The sequence below is a fragment of the Adlercreutzia mucosicola DSM 19490 genome (genome assembly GCF_000422625.1).
In the GTDB taxonomy this organism is placed as follows: Bacteria; Actinomycetota; Coriobacteriia; order Coriobacteriales; family Eggerthellaceae; genus Adlercreutzia; species Adlercreutzia mucosicola.
Genome location: NZ_AUGK01000015.1, coordinates 48,655 through 69,512, shown reverse-complemented (window position 1 = coordinate 69,512; position 20,858 = coordinate 48,655). Strand labels below are relative to the sequence as shown.

At 68.3% G+C, this 20,858-nt stretch carries 16 protein-coding genes; 13 read left to right on the top strand and 3 right to left on the bottom strand.

From position 1 onward, the window contains the following. The first annotated feature begins 124 nt into the window (after positions 1-124). The 3 genes from gltX to G503_RS0109510 are packed head-to-tail and all read left to right on the top strand — an operon-like array spanning position 125 to position 3,641. Positions 125-1,738 carry a glutamate--tRNA ligase gene (gene gltX / locus G503_RS0109520; protein WP_028027388.1) on the top strand — a complete coding sequence of 538 codons (1,614 nt, stop codon included), beginning with the start codon at positions 125-127 and terminating at the stop codon, positions 1,736-1,738. A 12-nt stretch (positions 1,739-1,750) separates the two neighbouring features. Further along, positions 1,751-3,220, top strand: coding sequence for a hypothetical protein (locus G503_RS15690; protein ID WP_051191106.1), 1,470 nt, complete (start codon positions 1,751-1,753; stop codon positions 3,218-3,220). Between the two features lie 7 nt (positions 3,221-3,227). After that, the gene (locus G503_RS0109510; protein ID WP_028027387.1) at positions 3,228-3,641 is read left to right on the top strand and encodes a PaaI family thioesterase; all 414 of its coding nucleotides are present in this window, start codon (positions 3,228-3,230) and stop codon (positions 3,639-3,641) included. A 165-nt stretch (positions 3,642-3,806) separates the two neighbouring features. Here G503_RS0109510 and metK read toward each other — a convergent pair whose 3' ends face one another. After that, on the bottom strand, positions 3,807-5,075 hold the full coding sequence (gene metK, locus G503_RS0109505) for a methionine adenosyltransferase (RefSeq protein ID WP_028027386.1): 1,269 nt from the start codon (positions 5,073-5,075) through the stop codon (positions 3,807-3,809). Between the two features lie 370 nt (positions 5,076-5,445). On the opposite strand from metK, the gene G503_RS14690 reads away from it, so the two are divergent. Together G503_RS14690 and G503_RS0109495 are read left to right on the top strand one after the other, a co-directional pair. Further along, positions 5,446-6,915, top strand: coding sequence for a carboxylate--amine ligase (locus G503_RS14690; RefSeq protein ID WP_156891993.1), 1,470 nt, complete (start codon positions 5,446-5,448; stop codon positions 6,913-6,915). After that, positions 6,912-8,297 (top strand): circularly permuted type 2 ATP-grasp protein, encoded by a 1,386-nt coding sequence (locus G503_RS0109495; RefSeq protein ID WP_051191104.1) that lies wholly within the window; start codon positions 6,912-6,914, stop codon positions 8,295-8,297. Before G503_RS14690 ends, G503_RS0109495 begins: the two co-directional genes overlap by 4 nt. Before the next feature lie 43 nt (positions 8,298-8,340). On the opposite strand, the gene G503_RS0109490 is transcribed toward G503_RS0109495, so the two are convergent. Then, on the bottom strand, positions 8,341-9,075 hold the full coding sequence (locus G503_RS0109490) for a gamma-glutamyl-gamma-aminobutyrate hydrolase family protein (protein ID WP_028027384.1): 735 nt from the start codon (positions 9,073-9,075) through the stop codon (positions 8,341-8,343). A 140-nt stretch (positions 9,076-9,215) separates the two neighbouring features. On the opposite strand from G503_RS0109490, the gene G503_RS0109485 reads away from it, so the two are divergent. The 7 genes from G503_RS0109485 (at position 9,216) to G503_RS0109455 (ending at position 19,040) form a co-directional block, all read left to right on the top strand. Further along, positions 9,216-10,571 (top strand): hypothetical protein, encoded by a 1,356-nt coding sequence (locus tag G503_RS0109485; protein ID WP_156891992.1) that lies wholly within the window; start codon positions 9,216-9,218, stop codon positions 10,569-10,571. Between the two features lie 45 nt (positions 10,572-10,616). Continuing rightward, the gene (locus tag G503_RS14685; protein WP_051191103.1) at positions 10,617-11,492 is read left to right on the top strand and encodes a lipoprotein intramolecular transacylase Lit; all 876 of its coding nucleotides are present in this window, start codon (positions 10,617-10,619) and stop codon (positions 11,490-11,492) included. 1 nt (position 11,493) lies between these two features. Next, positions 11,494-11,979 (top strand): Cys-tRNA(Pro) deacylase, encoded by a 486-nt coding sequence (gene ybaK / locus G503_RS0109475; protein WP_028027382.1) that lies wholly within the window; start codon positions 11,494-11,496, stop codon positions 11,977-11,979. Between the two features lie 316 nt (positions 11,980-12,295). After that, entirely contained in the window at positions 12,296-14,632 is a 2,337-nt protein-coding gene (gene priA / locus G503_RS0109470; RefSeq protein ID WP_028027381.1) for a replication restart helicase PriA, read from the top strand. A 348-nt stretch (positions 14,633-14,980) separates the two neighbouring features. Beyond that, positions 14,981-16,174: a hypothetical protein gene (locus tag G503_RS15685; RefSeq protein ID WP_051191102.1), complete on the top strand. Its 1,194-nt coding sequence runs from the start codon at positions 14,981-14,983 to the stop codon at positions 16,172-16,174. 77 nt (positions 16,175-16,251) lie between these two features. Next, positions 16,252-18,069, top strand: a complete 1,818-nt coding sequence (locus tag G503_RS0109460) for a protein kinase domain-containing protein (protein WP_028027380.1) — start codon at positions 16,252-16,254, stop codon at positions 18,067-18,069. Then, a complete protein-coding gene (locus tag G503_RS0109455) occupies positions 18,066-19,040 on the top strand; it encodes an FHA domain-containing protein (protein ID WP_028027379.1) in 975 nt (324 codons plus the stop codon). The genes G503_RS0109460 and G503_RS0109455 overlap by 4 nt, the downstream gene beginning before the upstream one ends. Positions 19,041-19,172: 132 nt before the next feature. Here the strand turns inward: G503_RS0109455 and G503_RS0109450 are convergent, their stop codons facing one another. Continuing rightward, positions 19,173-20,114, bottom strand: a complete 942-nt coding sequence (locus tag G503_RS0109450; RefSeq protein ID WP_156891991.1) for a hypothetical protein — start codon at positions 20,112-20,114, stop codon at positions 19,173-19,175. 327 nt (positions 20,115-20,441) lie between these two features. Here G503_RS0109450 and G503_RS0109445 point away from each other — a divergent pair, with 327 nt between their 5' ends. After that, positions 20,442-20,687, top strand: coding sequence for a hypothetical protein (locus G503_RS0109445; protein WP_028027377.1), 246 nt, complete (start codon positions 20,442-20,444; stop codon positions 20,685-20,687). The last annotated feature ends 171 nt before the right edge of the window (positions 20,688-20,858 follow it).

The window sequence follows — 20,858 nt, the reverse complement described above, 5'->3', positions numbered from 1 at the left end:
GCAGCCGTCCCCGGGTGGAAGGTTTTTGGGGGCGGCGCGAGGTGCCCGGGGGCGGTGCGGGCGTCGTGCTATACTGGTCGTCGATTGCATCGAGGCCGTATACGACTGAATTCCGAGGAGTTCCATGACCACCACCGACAAGCCCGTGCGCGTTCGCTTCGCGCCGTCTCCCACCGGCAAGCTGCACATCGGAGGTGCCCGCACCGCCATCTACAACTGGGCCTTCGCCCGTGCCACCGGCGGCACCTTCATCCTGCGCATCGAGGATACCGACCCGGAGCGCTCCACCGAGGAGAACACCCAGATCATCCTGCGGGCCATGGACTGGCTCGGCCTGACATGGGACGAGGGTCCCGAGGTGGGCGGCCCATGCGGACCCTACTTCCAGACCCAGCGCACCGACACCTACGAGGCGGCGCTCGCCAAGCTCATCGAGGCCGGGGCCGCCTACCCCTGCTTCTGCTCGAAGGAGGCGCTGGACGCCAAGCGAGCCGAGGCGGAGAAGACCGAGGGCGGCTACGGCGGCTACGACCGCACCTGCCGCGCCATCCCGCGCGAGGAGGCCGCCTCCCGCATCGCCGCCGGCGAGCCCCACGTGTGGCGCCTCGCCGTGCCCGAGAACCACGGGCCCGTGCAGTTCGCCGACGCCGTCTACGGGGACATGAGCTTCCCCATCGACGTCATGGACGACATGATCCTGCGCCGCACCGACGGCACCTTCACCTACAACTTCGCCGTGGTCTGCGACGACGTGAACATGGGCATCACCCACGTCATCCGCGGCGACGACCACCTGTCCAACACCCCGCGCCAGGTGCTCATCTACGAGGCTTTGGGCGCCGAGGTGCCGCTGTTCGCGCACCTCTCCATGATCCTGGGGGCCGACGGCAAGAAGCTGTCCAAGCGCCACGGGGCCACCAACGTGGAGGAGTACCGCGACCGGGGGTATCTGCCCGAGGCGCTCGTGAACTTCCTCGCCCTGCTCGGCTGGTCGCTTGACGGCGAGACCACCATCATCCCGCCGGCGGAGCTGTGCCGCACGTTCTCGCTCGACCGCATCACCAAGAAGCACTCCATCTTCGACGAGAAGAAGCTCGACTGGATGGACGGCGTCTACATCCGCGAGATGGGCGCCGCCGCCTGGCGCGAGGCGGCCAAGCCGTGGCTCGCCCAGACCAATCTGGACGGGTCGAACGTGGCCGACGGCATCACCGAGGTGCCCACGCCCACCAAGGAGGAGGCGGCTGCGGCCGCGGCGGTGACCCGGGTGCCCGGCGCGGGCGTGGACGCCGACACCTGGCAGGCCTGCCTGGCCGATGTGGACGACGATGCCGAGTTCTACGAGGCCATGTACCCGCTTGTGGCCGAGCGCCTGGCGCGCCTGGACGAGATCCCCGCCAAGCTGGCCTTCCTGTTCTGGGGCGACTCGGTGGTGCTCGACGAGAAGAGCGTGCAGAAGGTACTGCTGAAGGAGGGGGCCCGCGCCGAGGAGGCCCTGGCCATCTGCCGCGCCATCCTGGCCGACGACGACAACCCCTGGGACGCCGAAGCCTTGGAGGAGCTCTGCCGCGCCGCCGGCGAGGAAGCGGGCCTGAAGCCGAAGCTTCTGTTCCAGCCCTTGCGCGTGGCCATCTGCGGCAACATGGTGTCGCCGCCTTTGTTCGAGGCCATGATGCTCATGGATCCCGCCGACGTGGTGGCCCGCATCGACGCGGTGGTCGCCCACGTCTTCAAGTAGAAAGGTCTTCCCATGGACGAGAAGAACCCCGAGATCTCTCCCGTGCCCGAGCCGACGCCGGCTTCGACTTCGGCGCCTGAGCCTTCGCCGGTATCCGGGCCGGTGCCCGAGCCCATGACGGCCGAGCCCGCGGCCGACGTGTCCGCTGCGGCCCCGGCGGCTCCGGTGAGTGCCGGACCGGCGGTTGCCGAGCCTGTGTCCGAGCCCATGGCTGCTGCACCTGCGGCCGACGCGCCCGAGAGCGCTCCGGCCACCGCCGCTGCGGCCAACCCCTTCGCGACCTATCATGCTCCCGCGCCCGTGGCGGTGACGCCCGAGCCGACGGCTCCGGTCGCTCCTGTGCCCGTGCCGCCTTCGGCCCAGCCCTACGCGGTGGGGGCATCCGAGCCGGCTCAGCCCTATGCGACGGCTGCGCCGACGGCCGCGGCCGCCCCGGCGGCTCCCACTGTGGCGCCCTACGGCCAGCCGACGGCGACCTACGATGCTCCGGCGAGTTTCTACGCCGCACCCGATCCGGCGGCCTACAGCGCCTACGGCACCTACGGCGCGCCCCAGCAGCCCGGCGCCGGCGCGCCGCCAACGCCTCCGGTGCCTCCGGCGCCGGTGTATGGCTACGAGCCTCCGACATCGGGCGGCCAGAAGCGCCGCTGGCCCTGGTTCTTGCTGGGCCTGGCCGTGGGCCTCGTCGTGGGCATGGGCGGCTGTGCCAGCTGCGTGGGCGTAATGGCCCTGGCCGATTACGACAACTACGATACCTATGATTACGACTACAACTACGATGACGAGTACGGCTACGACCATGGCTATGACTACGGTTACGGCGATGATTACGGCTCCGATGTGCCCGGCATCGATTCCGATGCGCTGAACGAGAGTCCCTTCGATACCTACAGCTACGACGAGCTGGCCGAGATGTTCGAAGGTGCGGGCTTGGCCGCCGGCGTACCCGGCGAGGACGGCCGCTGCGCCATGGGCTTCTACACGGTGGGACCTGACGGGGACATCCCCGCGGGGCTGTACTTCACCGAGGGCTCTAATGAGAAGCTGAGCCGCTTCTACGTCTTCGAGAGCGAGTCGAAGGAGCGCGGCTACGAGCTGGAGGATGGCGTGCAGTACTTCGGCAACTATTTCGTCGAGCTGGACGACGGCGACCTCATCGTCTTTCTGCCCGGGGCCGCCGAGCTGACGATGCACCCGGCGCCCGCGACCTCCTTCAATCCCACGGCGCCTTACAACAACGGCTGCTACCGCGTGGGCGTCGACATCCCGGCGGGCAGCTACACCATCACTGCGCTGCCGGCTGATGAGGGCGAGACCGACGACGAAAGCGCCGCCTACGTGATGAAGGATCTGGAGTTCAACGACGACTCCATCATCGACACCCAGTACGTGATCCCCGGTGGCAAGCAGGTGGTCACCGTGGCGGACGGTCAGTATCTGGAACTGTTCGCCGCCACCGCCACCCCCGTGGCCCAAGGGTAGGGATGCTATGAAGCAGCTTTCCGACTATCCGACGCTTGATGAGCTGAACGACTTCTTCGGCCACGATCGCTTCGCCGAGCATGTGGGCTGCCGCATCGTGGAGGGGTCGGTGGGCCACGGCGTGGCGGAGCTGGACATTCGGGATCACCACCGCAACGCCTTGGGCAATGTCATGGGCGGCGCGGTGTTCACCCTGGCAGATTTCGCCCTGGCCATCGCCAGCAACGTGGGCGCGCCGCCGAGCGTGTCGGTGTCGAGCGCCATCGACTACATGAGTGCGTCGCGGGGCACCCGGCTCATCGCCACCTGCAACGCGGACAAGTCCGGCCGTCGTCTCGGCTTCTACACCACCGACGTCACCGATGATACGGGCCGCCGCATCGCGCGGGTGACCACCACCGTCTATCGCGAAGCGGAGTAGCCGCTTCCAGGAGTAGCCGCCTCCAACACCGTACACGAGAAAGGGCCCCGTCGGGGCCCTTTCTGTTGTGGCAATATGAAAGCGCGGAGGGAGCGTCGGGTGTTCCAGCCGAGCGAGTTCCGCAGTGGCGAGAACAGCTCAGCGGGCTGTTCTCCAAAGCGCCCCTTACTCCAGCCCGCAGGCCTTCCGCAGCGCCTCGGCACGGTCGGTGGCCTCCCAGGTGAACTCGGGCAGCTCGCGGCCGAAATGTCCGTAGGCGGCCGTCTTCTGGTAGATGGGGCGGCGCAGATCCAGCGCGTCGATGATGGCGCCGGGGCGCAGGTCGAACACCTCGGCCACGGCGGCCTCGATGGCGGAGGTGGGCACCTTCTCGGTACCGAAGGTCTCCACCATGACGCTCACGGGCTTCGCCACGCCGATGGCGTAGGCGATTTGCACCTCGCAGCGGTCGGCGAGTCCGGCGGCCACCACGTTCTTGGCCACCCAGCGGGCGGCGTAGGCGGCGGAGCGGTCCACCTTGGTGCAGTCCTTGCCCGAGAAAGCCCCGCCGCCGTGGCGGCCCATGCCGCCGTAAGTGTCCACGATGATCTTGCGGCCCGTGAGGCCCGCATCCCCCATGGGGCCGCCGATGACGAAGCGGCCGGTGGGGTTCACGTAGATCTCGCAGTCGTCGGCCATGGCCACGCCCTCGGCTTCGAAGACGGGGCGGATGACGGTCTCGATGATGGCCTCGCGCAGGGCGTCCTGCTCGATGTCCTCGGCGTGCTGGGTGGACACGACCACCTTCTCCACGGCCACGGGCGCGCCGTCCACGTAGCGCACCGATACCTGGGTCTTGCCGTCGGGACGCAGAAAGTCCAGCGTGCCGTTCTTGCGCACCTCGGTCAGGCGCTCGGAGAGCCGGTGGGCCAAATAGATCGGCATGGGCATGAGCGTGCTCGTTTCGTTGCAGGCGTAGCCGAACATCATGCCCTGATCGCCGGCGCCCACGGTCTCGTAGGGGTCGGCCGCGGCCGTATCGTCGTGCTGGGCCTCGAAGGACTCGTCGACGCCCTGGGCGATATCGGCGGACTGCTCGTGGATGGAGCTCATCACGGCGCAGGTGTTGCCGTCAAAGCCGTACTTGGCGCGATCGTAGCCGATACCGCACACCACGTCGCGCACGATGGACTGCACGTCCACGTAAGCCTGGGTGCGGATCTCGCCGGTGACGAACACGGTGCCCGTGGTCACCAGGGTCTCGCAGGCGCAGCGGAACTTCGTGGGGTCGGCCGGCGCCCCGTCGGGGGCCACGTAGCCCTCTTCGGCCAGGGCGATCTCCTTGGCCAGGATGGCGTCCAGGATGGCATCGGAGATCTGATCGCAGATCTTGTCCGGATGGCCCTCGGTGACGGATTCGGACGTGAACAGGTAGCTGGTGCGATTCTCGCTCATGAGATTCCTTTCGTATCGCTGTTGGCCGGACCACCTTGGCGGCCGCCCGCAGGCGAGGCGCGTCAGGTTGGTGTCGGGATCGGCGAGCCAACTCTCTACCCCGACTCTGGATAACTGGGTGCGCCCGCCGGCCGCCGAACCGCCGCCGCGCCGAGCACAGCAGCCCATGGTAGCGTGACGGAACCACGGGCGCAAGTCGGGGTGGAGAAACCGTGGGGAAGACCCGGTGGCGCGCTCTTCGGGGGACTCGTTGGCGCCGTACGGCCGCCGCGGGTTTCCCCGGGGCGGCCTGCTTGCCGTACAATAAACCGTTGACGAGAAACGAGCGGCCGCATTGCCCCTGCGACCCCGGAAGCGAAAGCGGTGCCCCATGACCGTATCAACGCGGCAGTTGAACGAGGAATACCTGGCCTTAATGCCCGATGGGCCGAAGCGCGCCGAGGAGATGCGCGCGGCACGCCACTATATGGAAGGATCCACGGCGGTGATGGGCGGACACGTGCTGAACACGTCGTTTCTCCCGAAGCTGCTGGACGAAGGCAGCCGCCGGGCGATGAAGGCCGTGGCCGAGACCATGTACGGGGTCCTCGTCAAGGTGATCGACGCCTACCGCCGCGACAGGGACTACCGGGCCCTGTTCGACTTCGACGAGCGCCACGAGCGGCTCATCATGCTGCCCTGCCGCGACGAGGCGCTCATGCCTATCGCCCGCATCGACGCCTTCTTCAACGAGGACGATGGCTCCATGGCGTTCTGCGAGTTCAACACCGACGGCGCCTCGGGAATGAACGAGAACCGCGAGACCCTGGCGTCTATCCGCGACACCACGGCCTACGAGCGCTTCGCCCGCGCCCATCGCGTCACCGATGACAACGACCGCCTCTTCACAGGGCTCGTTGCCCAGCTGACCGCCTTCTACCTGCGCGATCGCGACCCGGCGGCCGGCGCGCCCCACTTCGCCGTGGTGGACTACCTGGAGAACGCCGTGGTGGAGGAGTTCAAGGTGTACGCCCCCTTGTTCGAGGCCGCCGGCGTGCGCTTCTCAGTCTACGATATCCGCGACCTGGTGCTGACCGAGGACGGTCTTATGAGCGACCGCCCGCTGATCGGCGAGGCCGCCCGCCCCATCGACGCTCTGTGGCGCCGCAGCGTGGCGAGCGATGTGCTCGCGCACTGGGACGAGAGCGGCGCCTTCATCGAGGCGCTGGAAGCGGGGCGGGTGGAGCTGATCGGCAGCTTCGCCAACAGCGTGGTCCACGACAAGCGCGTGTTCGTGGTTCTGCGCCGCCCCGAGACGCTGGCCCTGCTCACCGCCGAGGAGCGCGCCGTGGTCGAGCGGGTGATCCCCTTCACCGACTACTTGGAGACGGGGCGGGTGGACATGGAGCAGATCAAGCGCGAGCGCGATCGCTGGATCGTGAAGCCCACGGACATGTACGGCTGCATCGGCGTGTTCGCCGGCCGCGATTTTAGTGCCGCGGAATGGGATGATGTGGTGGAGCGGTGCCGCGATGGGCGCACGGGCAAGCCCTATCTGGTCCAGGAGTTCTGCGTGCCCTACGGCTCGCCGGCCTGGGCCCTGCGCGGAAGTGCGGGCGACTGCGAGGTGCCGCCCGAGACTATGAACAACCTCTCGGGGCTCTACCTTGTCGGCGGTCGCTTCGCCGGCGTGTTCAGCCGTCTGGGGCCCGGGCCCATCATCCTGGGGAAGTACGGCGGGTTGACGGCGGGCACTTTGTGGGTGGACGCGGATTGGGACGAGGGGACCGAGGCGACCGGGGCCGGGGCGGGGCGCATGGCGCCCGCGGCGGCCGAGGCGGGAAAGGACGGCGCGGCATGAGCAACCGGAACTGGAGCTGCGCGAACGATCGCGGGGCGCAGGACGCCTTCGTGGCCGTCATGGAGGATCTCGGGGGAGACGCGGTCGGCCGCGTGGAAGCTTGGGAGGCCATCCAAAATTCCACGGCCATCATCCACGGCGAGCCGGTGCTGGGCGCCTTCATGCCGAAGTTGTTCACCGAAGAGGCCTACGGATGTCTGGCGGGAGTGGCGCGGCGGGTGCACCGCATCCTTACGGCCGTGACCGCGCGCTACCGCACCGACGCCGCCTACCGTGCCCTGTTCGGCTTCGACGAGCGCTTGGAGGCGCTGATCGTGGAGAGCCACCGCGGGCCGCTCATTCCCATCATGCGGGCCGACATCTTCCTGAACGAGGAGACGGGCGCTTTCAAGTTCTGCGAGTTCAACGCCGATGGGTCCTCGGGCATTAACGAGGATCGGGAGGTGCTGGCCGCCATCGAGCCCACGGCCACGTTCCAGCGGTTCGCCGCCGATTTCACCGTGGAGGGCAACGAGCTGTTCGACTCGTGGATCGACAGCTTCGCCGCGGCGGTGCGCGAGGGCTGGGGCCGCCCGCTTGCGGGGCCCGTGGCCATTGTGGACTATGCCGATGCGGCCACGCTGTCGGAGATCGCCGTGTACGAGGAGGCGTTTCGCGCCCGGGGCATCGCGGCGTCCTTCGTCGACATCCGCGACCTGACCTACGCCGGCGGCGTGCTGCGCGACGGGGAGGGGACGGCCGTCGACGCGGTGTGGCGCCGTTGCGTGCCCTGCGACTTGCTGGAGCGTTGGGACGAGTCGAGCGCGTTCGTCGCCGCGGTGCGCGATGGCGTCGTGCCGGTGGTGGGCGGCTTCGCCAGTGCCGTGGCCCACGACAAGCGCACCTTCTGCGTGCTGCGCCATCCGGCTACCCGCCCCTTGGTAAGCGAGGAGGACTGGCTCTTTTTGGAAGAGACCATTCCGCTGACGCTGCCCCTGGACGAGCAAGCGGCCGCCTCGGCCGAGATCCTGTCGGACAAGGACCGTTGGATCATCAAACCCGTGGACGGCTACGGGGCCCGCGATATCCATGCCGGATGCACCTGCGCCGCCGAGGAATGGGAGGCCACGGTGCGCCGTCTGGCCGCGGGGCCGGGACGCTACGTGGTACAGGAGTACGTGCGGCCCTATCGCAGCCTGCTCGTGCCCGCCTTCAGTGCCGAGGAGCTGCGCGCGGTCGCCCCGGGGGTGCTGCCCGGGGTGCCCGGCTGCGGCATGGCCCACAATCTGACGGGACTCTACGTGTTCAACGGCGCCATGAGCGGCATCTACAGCCGACTCGGCATGGGCAAGGTGATCTCGGGCGACTACACTGCCGCCTCGGTGCGCGTACGGCCGCGATAGGCGCGATGTCGGCCCGACCCCCGGGGTGGCGGGTCGGGCGCCGTTAGGCGCGGCTGGCGGCAAAGGCGCGCGCTGCTTCGGCGAAGCAGCGGAACAGGTTGAGTGAGGGCTCGTCGTCGGCGAGGAACTCCGGGTGCCACTGCACGGCGACGAAGAAGCGCTTCTCGGGCCACAGGGCCGCCTCCACCAGGCCGTCGTCGGCCCAGGCGCAGGGGCGCAGCGCGGGGGCGAGGTCGCGCACCCCTTGGTGGTGCATGCTGTTCACGGGGATCGCCGCGCATTCGCCGGTCAGTCCCAGATAGGCCGCCAGCGGGCTTTCCCCGTCGATGCGCACGGGGTGCGAGGGGGCGTTGTAGGGCTCGGGCTGCCAGTGGGCCACCCGCGCGCCGGCGGGCGACACGTCCTGGGTCAGGGTGCCTCCGAGGGCCACGTTCATGATCTGCATGCCGCGGCAGATGCCCAGAATCGGCATATCGCGCTCGGCCGCTTGGCGGATCAGGGCGGCCTCGAGGCGGTCGCGCTCGGGAGTGGGCGAGCAGTGGGGGCTTGCCACGACGGCGCCGTAGCGGGCCGGATCCACGTCGCCGCCCCCGGGCAGCAGCAGGCCGTCTACGCGATCGAGCACGACGGCAGCCTCGTCTTCGGTAAGACTCGGCGGCAGGGCGACCACCGCGCAGCCGGCCTGCTTGAGGCTGGCGAGGTAGCGCTTCTTGATGGAATACAGCGAGGTGTCGGGGTTCTCTACCTGCAGCGGCACGGCGATCAGCGGTTTGGTCATGGCGGTTCCCTGGGTCGGTTGCGTTGGGAACAGAGTAGCATTGAACGGGCGGCGCCGCCATGGGGCCAGGGTGGCAAATCTGTCGCAGGTCAATTACACTGTAACGCGAGATATGAAAGCCGATGACCGCGAAAGGCGGGATGAGCGCGCAGATGAGCGAGGAAATAAGCGAGGAGCGCGGCGGTCGGGACGCCGGCCGACCCTGCAACGAGAGGCCGGCTCCGTTGCCGGCCGAGAGGGAGGCGGCCCGCGCGTCGCTGGTCGCTTGCGGCATGGACGGCGTGGCCGACGGCGATCTGGCCGATCGCCTGGAGGAGATGCTGGCCCGGCTGGCAACCATCGATATGGACGATGCCCAATACGAGTGCTGCATCCGCGAGGCGGTCGCCATGGGAAACCCCCTGACGGCGTCCCAGTCCCACAGCCTTTTGGAGGCCTACAGCCAGGCGGCGGGGGCCGGCGAGGCCACCCCCGCGCTGATGCTGCCCTATTTCTACGCCTGCTTCGAGTGGTACCATCGCAACGAGAAGGACGAGACGGCCCGACTGGCGGCGTGGAAGAAGCTGTTCTTTATGAGCGGCACCCGCTACGAGGGCCTTTCCCTGTTCCATTACGCGCGGTCCCGCTACCATCGGGCGGCCCGCCGGCCCGATGAGGCCCTCGCCGATGCCCAGGCCGCGGCCGAGCTGGCCGTGGGGCACATGGGGTTCACCAACAACTACGGCGAGATCCTGCTGGAGCAGACCGAGGGCAAGGTGCTGTCGGGCCAGGCGGGGGCCTTGAGCCGCGAGAACGCCCGGCGCGATGACTTCGAGGCCCTGATCGATTCCATTGATCGCTTGGAGGCCGAGGGCCGCAGCCTGGTGTATCCGTCGTTCTTCATCACCAAGGGGCGTCTATGCGGCTGCATCGGCCGCTTCGACGAGGCGGAGAGCTGCTTTGTGAAGGCCCGCGGCCGCCTGGACTGCCTGCGCGCCGAGGGCAACCCGCGCTTCGCCGCCCAGGAAGATTACATGGACGCCCTGGGCGCCATTTTGCAGGCCCAGTCCACCATGGCCGCCCTGCGGGCGAGCTTCGCCGTGCGCCAGTCGCTGGACGAGGCGCGCCAGGAGGTGGAGCGCAAGACTAAGGAGCTCGCCCAGCGCACCGAGGAGCTGGACGGGCGCCTGAGCGACCAGCAGGTGAACATGCTGGAGTTTCTGGGCTTCTTCTCGGGCATCATCTCGTTTATCATCGCCTCGATTCAGATCGGCGGCGATATGGACTTCGGGTCCCGGGCGGCGCTCATCGTGGTGATGCTGGGCTCGCTGCTCATCGCGTTCGGGGCTCTGGGCTGGCTGATCGAGGGCCGGCTCGGCTCATCGGCTCGGGCGACGGAGGCCTCGTCGGGGGCCGCGGGCGCGCCGCGCCGGGTCGCGGCCAAGCCCAACGCGCTCATCCTCGTGGGCATCGCGGTACTGCTTATCGGGGTGGTCATTCACCTGGTTGCGCGCTAGGCTGCCCGACGGCGGCGGCGCTGACGGATTTTCGGAAGGGGATTCATGGGATCGAATAGCATTTTGGCGGGTATCGGGGCTACGGTGCTGGCGGTGATGCTGCTGGTCTGCGGTTTCGCCGCTTGCTGCCTGCCGGTGACCACCGAGCGCTTGGCCGGCGCGGTGAGCACGGGGGCGGACTCGCCCTACACCCACGAGCAACTGGTGGACCTGGCGAAGGCCACGCGGGCGTTCACGGTGGACTCCCACCGGGACGCCGATATGGCCGTGAAGGATTTGGCCGGCACGGTGGTGGATGCGGCCCGCGAGGCCTCGGCGCCCGGCGCGCCGAAGGCCGCGGCCTGGACCGACGAGGCCCGGGCGGCCCTGGATGCGGGCGCCTCGCCGGTGGATGCCATGGAGGCCCTGGCGACGGTGTCGGACCGCTACGCCCTGGACGGGGCGGCCGTGAGCCACCTGGAGGACTGCAACGCGCTCATCGTGGGGTTGGTGCCCATGCTGTCCATGGCCGGCGTGGCGGCCCTCATCGTGGCGCTGCTTTTGGGTATCCGCAAGCAGTTCGCCGCCCTGGCCTTCATGCTGCGTATGGGGCCGGCCATGCTGGTGGCCCTCTTGGTGGTGCTGGGGCTGTGGGGCCTTATCGACTTCAACGGCCTGTTCGCGGCCTTCCACTCGCTGTTCTTCGTGGACGGCACCTGGACCTTCAGCGCCGACTCGCTGCTCATCTCCATGTACCCGCTCGATTTCTGGATGGGCATGGGCGCGGTGTGGCTGATCGTGACCGTGGGCCTGGGGCTGGTGTGCTTCGCGGCTGGCTGCCTGTTCGCCTGGCGCGCCCAGGTGCAGCACGCCCAGCTGGAGGAAGCCGCGGCCGAGGTGGCGCGCCGCGCCAAAAAGGGCAAGAAGGGCAAGCGTCGCTAGGATGGCCCGACCCCCCAAAGACCACAAGACCAACGCCCTGCGCGAGCTGGAGGCGGCCGGCGCGGCTCACGAGGCGCTGTTCTTCGAGGCCGACGGCGCCATGACGGGCGTGGAGATCGCCCAGGCCCAGGGCGAGGAGGTGGACGCCGTGTTCAAGACCCTCGTCACCGTGGGGAAGTCCGGCGGGCATTACGTGTTCCTCGTTCCCGTGGCCGCCGAGCTGAACCTGAAGAAGGCCGCTGCGGCCGCCGGCGAGAAGGCCGTGGCCATGGTGCGGTCCCGCGAGCTGCTGCCGCTGACCGGATATGTCCACGGCGGCTGCTCGCCGGTGGGCATGCGGAAGCGCTTCCCCACCTTCGTGGACGAGACGGCCCAACTGTTCGATACCATCTACTTCTCCGGCGGCAAGATCGGCTGCCAGGTGCGCATGGCCCCCGACGACTTGGGGCTCGTGGTGCCCTTCGCCTACGCCGATCTCACGGATTAGGTGGCTCGTTTTGTTCTGCCGTCTTTGATGGGGCGGGGCGCCGCGCGGGCGTTCGGGTCTTCGGCGGTTGGCTCGGTGACAGGGAGGTCGGGTGGAATGCTGAAAAAGCGACTTATATAGCATCTCGGAAAGGCGCCTTGCGAGTTTTTCGACTTATAGAGCGGTGTTTCGGCCTCTTTCGCCGTTCGCAATGCTATATAAGTCGTTTTTTCGACAGATAGGGGTCGCTGCGTGTCACGGCGGCGCTCCCCGGCGCCCTGTTTCGCGGAGGCAGCCGCAGCGGCGGCGGACTTTGGGTTGCGGTATACTGGCGGGCATGAAAATCGCCTCGGTCATAATCGATATTCCCACCCAAGCGCTCGATGCGCCCTATTCCTACGCCGTGCCCGACGAGATGCTCGGCGGCGAGGGGGGCGCGCACCCGGCGGAGGTGGGCTGCGCGGTGCTCGTGACCTTGGGCGGCCGCAAGGCCGTGGGCTACATCGTGGGCCTGGAAGAGCCGGCCGCCTCGCCCGACGAGGGCACCGACCTGTGGGGAAACCCTTTGGCTGCAGCCGGGTTGCGCCAGGTGGAGGCCGTGCTGTCGGCGCCCTATTTCGATGAGGAGGGGGCCGCGGCGGCCCAGTACATCGCCGATCGCTACGTGGCGCCCCTGGCCAGCTGCGTGCGCCTGTTCACGCCGCCCGGGGCGGTGCCGCGCGTGGTGCGCGGCCGCGACGGGCGGTGGCGTCTGGAGGAGCCGTCCGTCGGCGAGGTGGACGATCGCTGGGTGACGCGCGGCCCGGCCTTCGACGCCTTCCAGCCGCGCAAGAACGCGGTGAGGCAGCAGCAGGTGATGGCCGCCGTGGCCGCCGGCGACGTGCGCGTAGCCGAGCTGGCGGCTGAGTTCGGGGCTGTGTCCTCCACGCTGCGCACCCTGGCGGCCAGGGGTGCTGTGGTGGTGGAGGAGCGCCGGCGGCTGCGGGGCGATCTGGGCCCGGCCGCCTCTCCCACGGTGGCGCCCCCGCTGACGGAGGGCCAGGCCGTGGCTGTGGCGGCTATCGAGGAGGCCCGGGCGGCGGCCTGCGGGCGCGTGGTGCTCATCGACGGCGTGACCGGCTCGGGCAAGACCGAGGTGTACCTGCAGGCCATCGCCCGCACTCTTGACGAGGGGCGCAGCGCCATCGTGCTCGTGCCGGAGATCTCGCTCACGCCCCAGACGGTGGCGCGCTTCCGCGGCCGCTTCGGCGACGCCGTGGCCGTGATGCACTCGCGCATGAGCGCCGGCGAGCGCTACGACCAGTGGGACTTCATCCGAAGCGGTGCGGCCCGGGTGGTGGTGGGCGCCCGCAGCGCGCTGTTCACCCCGCTGGCGAACGTGGGGCTCGTGGTGATCGACGAGGAACACGAGGGCTCCTACAAGCAGGACTCGGCGCCGCGCTACGCCGCCGGCGAGGTGGCGGCATGGATGATGGAGCGCGCCGGGGGCACGCTGGTGCTCGGCAGCGCTACGCCCTCCATCGAGGCGCTCTACCACGGCGCCCGCGACCCGCGCTGGACCCAGGTGGCCCTAACCGAGCGCGCCAACGGCCGCCCCATGCCTCCCATCGAGGTGGTGAACATGGCCGCCGAGTTCGCCTCGGGTGCCCGCTCGATGTTCTCCAGCAGGCTCACCCGCGCGCTGGCCGCCGAGCTTTCTGCCGGCCGCAAGGCGGTGCTGCTGCTGAACCAGCGCGGCTTCGCGAAGTTTCTGCTGTGCCGCGACTGCGGGTTCGTGCCCGAGTGCCCCAGCTGCTCGACGAGCCTCACCTACCACGAGCAGGGGGCCAAGCTGGTGTGCCACCACTGCGGCTACACCGTGCCCGCACCGCCCGTCTGTCCCGAGTGCAACAGCCCCTATCTGAAGAAGTTCGGCGCCGGCACCCAGCGGGTTGAGGCCGACCTGCGGGCGCTTCTAGACGGCATGGCCGGGGTGGGTCCGAGCGTGCCCATCATCCGCATGGACGCCGACACCACCAAGGCGAAAGGCGCGCACCAGGCGCTGCTCGAGCAGTTCGCCGCGGCGGACGCGGCCGTGCTTCTGGGCACGCAGATGATCGCGAAGGGCCTCGACTTCGACGATGTGACGCTCGTGGGCGTTATCAACGCCGACACCCAGCTGCACCTGCCCGACTACCGCGCCGGCGAGCGCACCTTCCAGCTGATCGAGCAGGTGGCGGGTCGCGCCGGGCGGGCGAATCTGCCCGGGCGCGTGATGGTGCAGACCTACGAGGCCGACAGTATCGCCATCCGCGCCGCGGCGGCCTATGACCGTGCTGCCTTTTTGCGCGCCGAGCTGCCCAAGCGCCAGATGCTGGGGTTCCCGCCCTACGTGCGCATGGCCAACGTGCTGGTGTGGGGCGCCGACGAGCACGAGGTGGGCCGCGAGGCCGAGCTGCTCTACGGGCAGATTCACGAGCTCATCCGCAGCGAGGTGGGGGATTCCCGCTGGCAGGTGCTGCCCGCAGTGCCCTGCGTGCTGGGGAAGCTGCGCAACACCTACCGCTACCACATCGTGGTGAAGGCTCCCCAGGACGCCGATATCTCGGCACCGCTGGCGAAGCTCTTCCGTGCCCGCAAACCCAATCCCCAGGTAAACGCCGCTGTGGACGTCGACCCCATGGACCTGCTGTAGGGGCGGTGAGGTAGCCCGCGCACCATCGGCATGCCCCGGGCGGCCCAAAGGCCGCCTCTACGGAGGCGGTTGCGAGAAGGGTGCCTCTCGGACGGGGCGCTTTTCGTAGGGGCGGGTTTCAGTCCGCCTGCGATCGACATGCCCCGGGCGGGTTTCAGCCCGCCGGGGCTTCAGCCCGGCATCGTCCTGCTTCTGCGAATCCTGTGGGCGCGGGGTTCGTTCCGCTTGTCTGCTGTGGGTTTTTTGCGCAGATCGCGTGCTATACTTACGGTTACCACACTGTGTCAATTGCAAGTCCGTTTCGTTTCCCTCTTCGGAAGGGTACGGTGGAGGAGGAGCGCGCGAACTATGAGAGAGTCCCTGCACTTCTGGCCCCATGTCGGCCGTGCTCTGCGCCATGCGTCGGTGACGCCGGCTCTGGCCGGTGCGCTGACGTTCTCGCTGGGGCTTATGGCGGTGGGTGTGGCCGTATATGCCGGGGCGGTGCCCGTTCTGGCGGCGGAAAGTCCGCTGGTGAGGCAGTTGACCGGCGCGGATGGGTCGCTCGATCCCTATGGCCCGCTGATGGAGACCCTGGGGATGACGGAATCGGGGAACGACTCGGCTGGCCCCGATAGTTCAGGTGCCGGTTCCGGCAGTGGCGGCGCCGATTTGCTGCTGGGCACCACGGGCCCGGGGGCCAAGTCTCCTTTGGATGGGACGGCGCCCGCAGATAATCCGCTGTTCTTATCTCCCTCCGATTTCGGATACACGCCCCTCGCGTCGGCTCCGTGGGAGGACGGCGGCGCGGATGTCGGTACGCCGTCGGGCGACTCGGCTGGCTCGACCAGCTCGGATCACGGCAGTGGCAACTCAGGCATCGGCGACGGCTTTGATTCGGACGGCAACGGCTCGGGCAGCGGTAACGGCTCGGGTGACGGCAACGGCTCCGGCAACGGTGGCAACCCAGACAATTCTGGAGGTTCGGGCAACTCCGGAGACTCGGGCAATTCCGGGGACGCACCGGCCCCCGAGCCCACCCCGCCTCCCGCGCCCGACCCCGTTCTCCCACCCGAGCAGGGCGGCCCGGTTCCCGAAGAGATGGAGCTGCGCATTCGCGATGCTCTGCGCAGCGAGTACGACGTGCTCGAGACGTGGGCGGCGAAGGTGTATGCTGGCGAGGCCGAGTACCACCGTCTGTGCCTGACGGCCTCCAAACCGCAGCGTTGGGAAGCTGCGAAGGCGGCTTACAATCTCTTTCATGACGTTCAGGTGGCTGGCGTGGCTATGACCTATGAGATAGGCTATGCCTGCGGCAATTCCAGTGGATTCATGTGGAGCACATCGCGCTACGTCAAGAACTATGCTCGGATGAACGATGCCTATAAGGACCTCGTTTCCGCGGCCGCCGAGCTGTACCATGCGTGGGATGCCAACCGCTGGCTCGATGATCCAGCGGCGAATACCGATGCGTGGGCAAACCACGTGACAATGAACCAGGCTACGGGTCAAATGGTGCATTTGGAAGACTATGAGATCCATCGAGTGGGGATTCGGCCGTGACGGCTGCGGCAGTTCTCGAGGCCCGGCCCGCAGGGGCGCCCGCCGCAGGCGCCTTTGAGGGGAAGCGGCTGCGTCTCGTGCGCCTAGAGTCTTTCGAGCCCGCTGCCTATATCGCCCCCGAGCATCGCGCGGCCTACGACCGTCGCTTCGTCACCCTGCTGCTGGATGAGGGCTCGCTGCGCCGAGGCGGCGTGGGAGAGGTTATCCGCGCTGTCAGCCCCCGTGGCGAGCGCTTCGCTCTGAAGCGCCTGCGGGCGATGGGGGTCGACGACGGGGATAGCGGTTCGGCCGCGGCTTTGCGTGCCAGTTTCGATGCGGAATACGATGCCCATCGCGCCCTGGCGTCGCTTCGCGGTTTTCCGCGCCTCTTTGGACGGGGGCGCGTCGAGGGTGATCCGGTCATCGTGATGGAATGGGTGGAGGGCGTCACCTTGGAGACGGCGGCCCGGGCGCTCGCGGTGGACGGCGCGGGGCGCCTGTCGCCTCTGGTGGCTGCCCGTATCGGGCGCGATCTGTTCGACCTGCTGGCTCGCATGGCGTATCTCGATGGCGGTCTGGCCCATCGCGATGTTTCGTTGCGCAACGTGATGGTGGATACCTCGCGGCTTTCCGTAGCCGACCAGGTGGAGGAGGGGTCCTTCCAGCTGGTGCTCATCGATTTCGGCTCGGCGGCGCCTCTTCAGGATGGCGACTCGTCCCTGACGGCCCGTTACGGCGCCGCGTGCGGGGCCACGGCCGATTACGCCCCTCCCGAGATGCTGACCGAGGACGTGGCCGGCATGGACAGGCTGCGGCACTCGCCAGCGGTGGACGTGTACGCGGCCGCCGGCGTGCTGTACGCTCTTTTGGAAGGGCGGCCGCCCTACGATCTCAGCTTCGAGGCGCGCGACCGGTGCGGGGGCCTTTCGGCCTTCCGCATGAAGACTGAGTTCTCTCCGGAACCGCCCGCGGGCGCCCATGGCGCGGCAACCGATGTGCGGGCGGTGCTGGCGGCCGAGCCCGAGGTGGCGGTGGCCGTGGGGCGCGCCGTCGCCGAGCTGACCGATGCGCCCTCGCCCCACGGCATCCGCCTGGCTCTGGCCACGGTTGACGGTCAGCTGGACGCGTTGCTCGCTGCGTGCTTGGCGCCCGTCGCGGCGCGCCGCCCGTCGCCGGCGGCCATGCGCGACGCGTTGGCTCTGTTCTGCTCCCAGTACGCCGACAATGTGGCCCGGGCTTTGAAGGGCGAGCCCTTGGCGCCGTGTCCCCTGGGCCCCGCTGCGGCCGCGACGCGCCGGGGTCGCCGTCTGCGGCGCGGGGCCCGCATGACCGCTCGGGCGTTGTCGGCCGCGGTGGCCGTGGGGGTGGCGGTCAGCGTGGGCGTCCTGGTGCAGGGCATGTCCGTGACCTTCCCCGCGAACGAGCCGTGGTGGACGGGGCCCTTGCCCGGTGCGGTGGCGGCTGCGGCTCTGCTGCTGCCCTTCGTGGGCGCCCTGGCGGCGCGGGGGCGGGCGGTGCCCACGACGCTGGGGCTGGTGGCGGGCGCTTTGGGCGCACTGCTGGGGGCGGCTCTGGCCGGTCTTCTGACGGCGCTCACGGCTTGGCCCACGCCGGCGGTGGAGCAAGCTCTGTACGGGGCGCTGTTCCTGGCAACGGCGGCGCCCTTGCCTTTGCTGGTAGCCGATCGCGCTCTGACGCCCACAGGCGCTGCCGTCCCGGTGGCCCCGGCGCCCAGCCGCCCCGTGCTTCCCTGGATCGCGTCGTCCGCGGCGGCCGGCGCACCCCCGTCGAATATCGGCGGTGAGGGGGCCGGCTCTACCGCTGCGGCTTTGCCGGACGCCTCCTCAGTTGCGGCGGGCGACGAGGCTGAGGCCGCCTACGAAGTAGTAGATGAGATGAGTGAGGAGCTCGCATGACCCCGACCGAGATCACCCCGGTTTCCGTGCTGTTCGATCTGGCGAAGCGCCAGTGCGGCGTGAGCCACAAGGAACTGGCCACCATGCTGCTGTCGGGCCGGCCCCTGTCCGATGGACGCAGCCCCCAGAGCCGTGTGGACGATCGCACGTGGGTGTCGCGATTTATCGTCCACGCGCCGGTGGGCACGCTGACCGATCGGTACTTCTGCGACTACACCGTGGGCGCTCTGCGTTTGGCGGCGCGCATGAAGTCGCGCAGCAAGCGCGCGCTCTCGGGCGAGGCCATCCTCGATATCGTGTGCGGAGAAGCGGGCCGGGCCATGGACGATGCCCTGCGCGTGCACGGGCAGAATCCCGCGCTGTACCGCAACATGCTCGCGCGCATTGCCTGCGAGGGATCGCTTTCCGCCGACGAACGCGCCGAGGTGGCCCTGGTGCTGCTGGTGACTGCGGCCTGCACGGCCGACGTGCGCCGTGCCGTGGCTGAGGCGCGTGACTTCGCCGATACGGCCCATGGGGGAGGGTTGGTCACGCCGCCTCCCACCTTGGTTTCTGCAGCGGCATATGCCGGTTCCGCGGCTGCGGACGATTCGCCGCGCTGGCTGGGCCTTCTGCGGGTGATGAACGGCCTGGTGGCTGGTGCGCCGCAGTGGCTGGAGCCCACCGTCACCGGCTCCGAGATAGGCGCGCTCGCCCTGACCGAGGGCGCTGCCAACGAGGTGGGTCCCGATGTGTCGGGAGCCCATGCGCGCATCTGGTGCGACGAGACGGGCGCCTGGTGGGTGGAGGGCCTCGACTCGCGCCACGGAACGGTGCTGGTGAGCGGGGTCTCGGGGGAGGAGACGGTGGTGGAGCCGCCCCGCGGCCAGCGCGAGGGCTGGCAGCCGGCTCCCATTCCCCTTGCCGTTGGCGACCAGCTGCGGCTGGCCGCTTCCACCACGTTCCTCGTCATCGAAGGGTATCCCTGCTGAGGCGAGGCGCACGGGTGTGCGACTGCCCGCCCGCTTGCGCCGTACGGTCTCTTCGCCCATGAAGAAAGCCCCCGCGATCGTCGATGATCGCGGGGGCTTTGTTGCGGTGGCCCGGTTCTGGGATCGGGGTGCCTACAGGCCGACGCCGTTCGCGATATCGAGACTGATGGAGCCGTCCTCCTTCCATTCCCATGGGATGTCAACGGTGTTGCCGTTGTCGTAGGTGCAGGCGATGTAGCCCTGCTGCACCTCGTAGGTGCCGCTGTTGCCCTGGCCGGTGGTGCGCTCCTCGAAGTAGTTGGGTGCCTCGAAGTAGAACTTCAGGTTCAGGCCGCCGTAGATGGTGTAGAACTCGTAGAAGTTGATGGCGTCGTTCACGGCTTGGACCGTGGCCTCGTCGGCGGGCTCGTGGGCGGCGCGGGCGGCTTCAACGCCGGCTGGGTCGGCGATCTCGGCGATTTCCTCGGGAGAGGAGCAGGCGACGACGCTCTCGGTGGGAACGATGATGGAGTCAAGGCCCGGCACGTCGTCGTCCTTGAAGAGCAGGAAGTGGCCCGCCTCCATCTGAGCCGGTGATACCAGGAAGGTGGACACCATCTTGAACTCGTTGCCGTACTGCACGGTCTCAATCACGTTGTCGTAATAGTACGACGTCATGAGGTCGCCGGAGGCATCCATGTTGGCGAAGATCCTCTCGCCGGCCGAGGCGTTGCCGCTGCGTGCGGCCTCTTCGTCGCACACGCGCAGCTGCATGCTGTTGCTAGAGGTCTGCAGGCCGCTGTCGGGGGCGGTCAGCGTATGAAAGACGTAGAGCATCTGGCCGTTCGAGCCGTTAGGGTCGACGTAGCTGGTGTCCAGGTAGGCGCCGTCAAGGTTGAAGTAGTCGCTGCTGGTCACTGCGGCGACGGGCTCGGAGGCGGAGTCTCCCTCGGTTTCGGCGGCCTCGGTTGCGTCCCCGCCGGTGAACGGCATGGACTGGCCACCCTTCGGTGCGCACCCGGCAAGTCCCCCGAGCGACAGGGTGAGTGCGGCGGCGATCAAACAGGGGATCGCGCGACGGCTGATTGGTCTCATGGTTTCTCTCCTTTGTTCTGTTCTTTGCAGCCAATTCTGCCGTCACCGATAATGGGGCACTTTCGCGGCAATCTGTTGCGCAACATTAGCTGACGGCGGAAGGGGGTAGCCCTTTTGCGGCGATGCGGTCAGAAAGGGGGCGCCCGAGCACCTTGTTGCGCAACGGATTGCGGTCGTCCCGCCTTAAGATCTCCCCGTGTTGCGCTCAGTCGAGCGGTCGGCGAGCGCTTAAGCAGAGCGAGGAGGAGGTATGAAGAGAGTGGCTTTTCGGAAGATGGGCGTCCCGGGGCGTGTCTGCAGACGAACCTGGCCGGGGAGTCCCATTATTTGGGTGACAGCGGAGAGGTGTATGCGCACTTCAAGGATGATGGGACATGGACGCTGACCGTCGGTGATGAGACCTACGATAACCGGTGGATAACGTCCGACCAGATCGATGGCATTCCCTACGGAATCTCTTTTGCCGGCGATACATGGGGAGGCGTGATAACGGAGGAAGATCCCGTCGATTTGCTCGCCATGGCCTCGCTGACCGACCCCGACAACGCCATAGTCTTCCAGCGCGTGGAATAGATCATGACTCTTATATGTGCGATTGGGTCGCGAAAGCGACTGGGAATCTGCTTGTTGGAAGCTGTACGGAGCGCGACGCGTCTTGCATCCCGTCGCGCTCCCCAAACGCCAGATGCGCAGTTCACGCCAATTTGTTGTGCAACAAACTATAGGGATGACCTGCGACAATAA